The sequence below is a fragment of the Achromobacter sp. genome (assembly GCF_049647645.1).
Lineage (GTDB): Bacteria > Pseudomonadota > Gammaproteobacteria > Burkholderiales > Burkholderiaceae_B > Achromobacter.
Genome location: NZ_JBARYB010000114.1, coordinates 1 through 5,259 on the forward strand (window position 1 = coordinate 1; position 5,259 = coordinate 5,259).

Below are 5,259 nucleotides of genomic sequence, written 5' to 3' on the forward strand. Positions count from 1 at the left end.
CAGGCGCGGCGCGGCCAGGCGAAAGCGGCCGTCCAGGCTGGCCAGCTGCAGGGGGCGGCGCATCAGCAGGGCGTCCGGGTTGCGGCCGACGCGGCGCATCAGCGCCAGCGTGTGCTTGTAGGCGCCCGACAGCAGGTGCTGGCCATTGTCCAGCGGCGCGTCGAAATCGGTGTGGAACACGCGTCGGGCACGGCCGCCCGGCGTATGGCCGGCTTCAAAGACGGTGACCTTGGCGCCCGCTTCGCGCAAGGCGACGCTGGCGGCAAGGCCGGCCCAGCCAGCGCCGATGACCGCGGCTTTCACCGCGCCAACCGGCGGACCAGTCCGCGTCCGCCGCCCACCCAGGTCTTCCAGGCGAGCCACAGCTTGCGCAGGGGAGTGAGCGAGATGCGCTGATGCAGCACTTGCCAGTTGTCGCGTTCGATCTCGTCGAGCAGCGCGTGATAGATGGCCGCCATCATCAAGCCCGGGCGCTGCGCGCGGCGGTCGGCCTCGGGCAGGTTGCTCATGGCTTCGCGGTACAGTTCGCGGGCGCGCTCGGCCTGGAACTTCATCAGCGCGCTGAAGCGGTCGGAGTATTCGCCGTTCAGGATGTCCGAGGCCTTGACCTCGAACTGCTGCATGTCGTTGACGGGCAGGTAGATGCGGCCACGGCGGGCATCGTCGCCCACGTCGCGGATGATGTTGGTCATCTGGAACGCCAGGCCCAGCTTCTCCGCGTAGACCAGGGTCTTGGGGTCGGAATAGCCGAAGACGCCGGCGGACAGCTCGCCCACCACGCCGGCGGCATGCCAGCAGTACTTGCGCAGGCCCGGCCAGTCCAGATAGCGGGTCTGGTCCAGGTCCATTTCCATGCCGTCGACCACGGCCAGCAGGCGTTCGCGCGTGATCGAACAGCTTTGCAGGTGCGGCTGCAGGGCGCGGGTCACCGGGTGGTCCGGATTGCCGTTGTACATCTGGTCGACCTGCGTGCGCCACCAGGCCAGCTTGACGCGGGCCAGCGACGGGTCGGTGCATTCGTCGACCACGTCGTCCACTTCGCGGCAAAACGCGTACAGCGCCGTGATGGCGCGCCGCCGCTCAGGCGGCAGGAAGAGGAAAGAGTAGTAGAAGCTGGAACCGCTTTTGGCGGCTTTCTCCTGGCAGTATTCGTCAGGGGTCATATCAGGTAATTGCGCGCCACATCATGATGGCCCAATCTTTGGCGCCCAATTCGGGGCGATTCATGAATACATCGTAGCCGCCCGCCTCGATACGCTCCAGCACGCGCAGCCCGCCTTGCACCACCAGGCGCAGCTCCAGGCCCATGCGGCCCGGCAGGCGGCGCGCCAGCGGAGCGCCGAAGTGTAGCAGTGCGCGGGCGCGTTCGACTTCGAAGGCCATCAGATCGCGCCAGGCGGGCGTCAGACGGCAGGCGGCCAGGTCGTCGTCCGTCACGCCGTGGCGGCGCAGGTCTTCCTGCGGCAGGTAGACGCGGTGCTTGTGCCAGTCCACCCGCACGTCCTGCCAGAAGTTCACCAGTTGCAGGCCGGTGCAGATGGCGTCGGCCTCGCTGACATTCTGTGGATTGGTGGCCTCGAACAGGTGCAGCATCAGCCTGCCCACCGGATTGGCGGAGCGGGTGCAGTAGTCGGCCAGCGTGGCGTAGTCTTCGTAGCGCTTGACGCTGATGTCCTGCTCGAAGGCGGACAGCAGGTCGTAGAAGGGCGTGATCGGCAACTGGTGGCGCGCGATGGTGGCCGCGAGCGGGACGAAGATGCTGGCCAGTTCGGGCGAGCCGGGTTCGGGCCTGGCGCCCGGCTCGGCGCCGATGCGGTGCAGTTCGGCGCGGAACGCGGCCAATTGGTTCAGCCGTTCTGCGTCCGTGGCGCTGCCTTCGTCGGCGATATCGTCCGCTGCGCGGGCGTAACGGTAGATATCGGTCACGGCGCCACGCAGCCTGCGCGGCAACAGCAGCGAGGCGACGGGGAAGTTTTCGTAGTGATCGATGGGCATATTTGGACTTGCGAATCTGGCCCTGAGGGCCTGGACCGATCCATTTTAGAGTAGTCGCATTCCGGTGACACGGCGCAATGCCGCGTGAGGCGTGGATCAGTTAGACTTAAGCGCCACAGGATCCCACACCATGCCGCGTCCAATCTCCGCCACCGTCTCCGTCTCCGCGCTAGCGCACAACCTCGCGGCCGTGCGCCGCCACCTGGACCAGACCGCGGAGGCCGCGTCGGGCCTGCCACCCTCGATCTGGGCGGTGATCAAGGCCAATGCCTATGGACATGGCATCGAGCAGGCCGTGGCCGGCTTCTCGAAGGCGCAAGGCCTGGCGATGCTGGACCTGGACGAAGCCGTGCGCTGCCGCGAGGCGGGTTGGGGCGGCCCCATCCTGCTGCTGGAAGGTTTTTTCGAACCCTCCGACCTGGACATCGTCGACCGCTACCACTTGAGCTCCACGGTGCACAACCGGGAGCAACTGGACATGCTGGCCCGCGCGCGCTTCTCGCGCCGCGTCGACGTCATGCTCAAGCTGAACAGCGGCATGAACCGCCTGGGCTTCAGCCCCGCCGCCTACGCCGCGGCGCATGAACGCGCCATGCTGCTGCAACAGCAGGGCGTGCTGGGTTCGGTGGGCAAGATGACCCATTTCGCCTGCGCCGACGGCCCGCAGGGCGTGAACGAACAACTGGCGGTGTTCAATTCGGTGACGCATAAGATGCCGGGCGCCATCAGTGTCTGCAATTCGGCCGCCACGCTGCGCTTCGCCGAGATCGCCATCGCTTCGGAAACGCAGGCGCACTGGGTGCGTCCTGGCATCTGCCTGTACGGCGCATCGCCCTTCGCGGACGCCGAAGCCTCTTCCTTCGGCCTGAAACCGGCCATGTCGCTGCGTTCGGAAATCATCGCCGTGCAGGAGCTCAAGGCCGGCGATTCGGTCGGCTACGGCGCCATCTTCCGCGCCGACCGCTCCATGCGCATCGGCATCGTGGCCTGCGGCTATGCCGACGGCTATCCCCGCCACGCGACCACCGGCACGCCGGTGGTGGTGGCCGGCATCCGCACCCAATTGGTGGGCCGCGTTTCCATGGACATGCTGATCGTCGATCTGGGGCCCGTCCCCGCCGCCGGCGTCGGCGCGCCCGTGTCGCTCTGGGGCGAGGAAGGCCCTTCCGTGGACGAGGTGGCCCAGGCCGCCGGCACCATCGGCTACGAGCTGCTGTGCGCCCTGGCGCCGCGCGTTCCGGTCACGCGGGACGTCTGAACCGGGCCGATCCCCCACTGTCCGGCGGGCTGTCCGGCAGGCAAGAATTGCTACGCAATTTACAAGACAGGTGGCTCCGGATGGTGTCTACTTGGAAAACCGGGCGCCCAAGCGCCCGTTTTTCACCAAGAGAACAGAAGCGAGGTTTCTATCCATGAAGGACAAATGCGTGCTCGTCACGGGCGCCACCAAAGGCATAGGCTGGGCGCTTACTCAGCGGCTGTCCGACATGGGTTGTCATGTGGTTGGCATCGCGCGCAATACCACCGACGTGGATTTCCCGGGCTACCTCTACGCCTGTGACCTGGCGGACGCCGGCCGCACCGAGGAAGTGCTGCGCGAAATCCGCGAGAAATTCCCGGTCGACGCCGTGGTCAACAACGTGGGCATCGTCTCGCCCCAGCCGCTGGGTGAAATCGACCTGGCCACGCTGTACAACGTGCTCGACCTGAACGTGCGCGTGGCGGTGCAGGTCACCCAGGCATTCATCGAATCCATGAAGGTGCGCCGCGCCGGGCGCATTGTCAACGTGGTCAGCCGCGCCATCCATGGCGGCATGGAACGCACCGCCTATTCGGCCGCCAAGAGCGCGCTGGTGGGATGCACCCGCACCTGGGCGCTGGAACTGGCCGAATACGGCGTTACCGCCAACGCGGTTGCGCCCGGCCCGATCGAAACCGAGATGTTCCGCGCCACGCGGCCCGCCGGCAGCGATGCCGAAAAGCGCGCGCTGGCCTCCGTACCCATGAAGCGCCTGGGTACGCCCGCGGAAGTGGCGGCCGCGATCGCCTTCCTGCTGTCGGACGACGCCGGCTTCATCACCGGCCAGGTGCTGGGCGTGGACGGCGGCGGCAGCCTGGGCGGACGTTCCTAGGGCGGACATTGGGGGCGTGCCGACACGCCCTATGCAAGGAATGGCGCGCTTCGGCGCGCTTTTCCATTTTGGGCCTGCGGCAGCAGCGCCAAACTGGCTAAGATAATGCGGCACAACCTGGAGAATCCACGATGCCGCTAGTCCATATTTCCTTGCGCGCCGGAAAGCCTGAAGCCTATCGCCAGGCCATCTTCGACAACATCTATCTGGCCATGCGCGAAACCTTCAATGTTCCCGAAGACGACCAGTTCATGACCATGACCGAGCATGAGGCGTCGAACTTCCGCTACAGCCCGACCTACATGGATGTGGCGCGCAGCGACGACCTCGTGTACATCCAGATCACGGCGAACAATACGCGCAGCCTGGAACAGAAAAAGGCGCTGTTCCGGCGGATCGCGGAGCGCTTGGGCGCTGACCCCGGCCTGCGGCCCGAGGACGTGTTCGTGAACCTGGTGGAAGTGGCGAAGGAAAACTGGTCCTTCGGACACGGTCTCGCGCAATACGCTTGAGATCGGCAGCGGGAGCTTGCGGGGCTACGCGCCGAGCGCCCCGGCTTCCACCCGCAGCGCGTCCAGAAAACGCTGCAGCGCCGGCGCCGCCTCGACCTGCGCCCGCTGCACCACGCCTACCGGCGGCAGGTTCCAGTCGGGGCGGAATCTCAGGATGGCCAGTACGCCTAGCGCGGCGTAGTGCTGGGCCACCGCGCGCGGCATGGCCGAGAGCAGGTCGCTGCTGCGCAGCAGCACCTCGTTGGCCAGCAGCGATACCGATTCGGCCATGGGCGCCCGCAGCGTCAGGCCCTGTTCGGCGAAGTAGGAGTCGATGCGCTGGCGCAGCGGCGCCTGCGGCGGCGGCAGGATCCAGTCTTGCCGCGCCAGCGCGGCGGCGGTGATGCGGGTGGACTTGGCCAGCGGATGGCCGACGCGCGCCACCACGCATATGGGCTCTTCGTACAGGACTTCGGTGCGGAACACGGGCTGCGTCGCGTCCAGCATCAGCCGCCCCAGCACGCAGTCGAGTTCGCCGCGCGCCAGGCCGGCCAGCAGCGCATCGTGCGCGCCTTCCTGCAGCATGACGGTGACGCCGGCATGGTCGGCGCGCAGGCGCTGCAGGGCGCGCGGCACCAGCA

7 protein-coding genes are annotated in these 5,259 nt (G+C 67.1%); 3 read left to right on the forward strand and 4 right to left on the reverse strand.

Going from position 1 to position 5,259, the window contains the following annotated elements; genetic code table 11:
* The 3 genes from WBB14_RS13640 to hpnC all read right to left on the reverse strand — a co-directional run.
* Positions 1-303, reverse strand: a 303-nt coding sequence (locus WBB14_RS13640) for an FAD-dependent oxidoreductase (RefSeq protein WP_424240304.1), incomplete at its 3' end; no start/stop codon positions are given.
* Positions 300-1,163: a presqualene diphosphate synthase HpnD gene (gene hpnD / locus WBB14_RS13645; RefSeq protein WP_424240305.1), complete on the reverse strand. Its 864-nt coding sequence runs from the start codon at positions 1,161-1,163 to the stop codon at positions 300-302. The genes hpnD and WBB14_RS13640, both read right to left, overlap by 4 nt.
* A 1-nt stretch (position 1,164) precedes the next feature.
* Positions 1,165-1,995, reverse strand: coding sequence for a squalene synthase HpnC (gene hpnC / locus WBB14_RS13650; RefSeq protein WP_332012327.1), 831 nt, complete (start codon positions 1,993-1,995; stop codon positions 1,165-1,167).
* A 130-nt stretch (positions 1,996-2,125) separates the two neighbouring features.
* Between hpnC and alr the strand changes: the two genes are divergently transcribed.
* From alr to WBB14_RS13665, 3 genes are all read left to right on the forward strand, one after another.
* Complete coding sequence (alr, locus tag WBB14_RS13655) at positions 2,126-3,253, forward strand: alanine racemase (RefSeq protein ID WP_424240306.1); 1,128 nt, start codon at positions 2,126-2,128, stop codon at positions 3,251-3,253.
* Between the two features lie 154 nt (positions 3,254-3,407).
* The gene (locus WBB14_RS13660) at positions 3,408-4,127 is read left to right on the forward strand and encodes an SDR family oxidoreductase (protein ID WP_013394812.1); all 720 of its coding nucleotides are present in this window, start codon (positions 3,408-3,410) and stop codon (positions 4,125-4,127) included.
* Between the two features lie 131 nt (positions 4,128-4,258).
* Entirely contained in the window at positions 4,259-4,639 is a 381-nt protein-coding gene (locus WBB14_RS13665; protein WP_424240307.1) for a tautomerase family protein, read from the forward strand.
* Between the two features lie 24 nt (positions 4,640-4,663).
* Here the strand turns inward: WBB14_RS13665 and WBB14_RS13670 are convergent.
* On the reverse strand, positions 4,664-5,259 hold a 596-nt coding region (locus tag WBB14_RS13670; protein WP_424240308.1), incomplete at its 5' end, for a LysR substrate-binding domain-containing protein.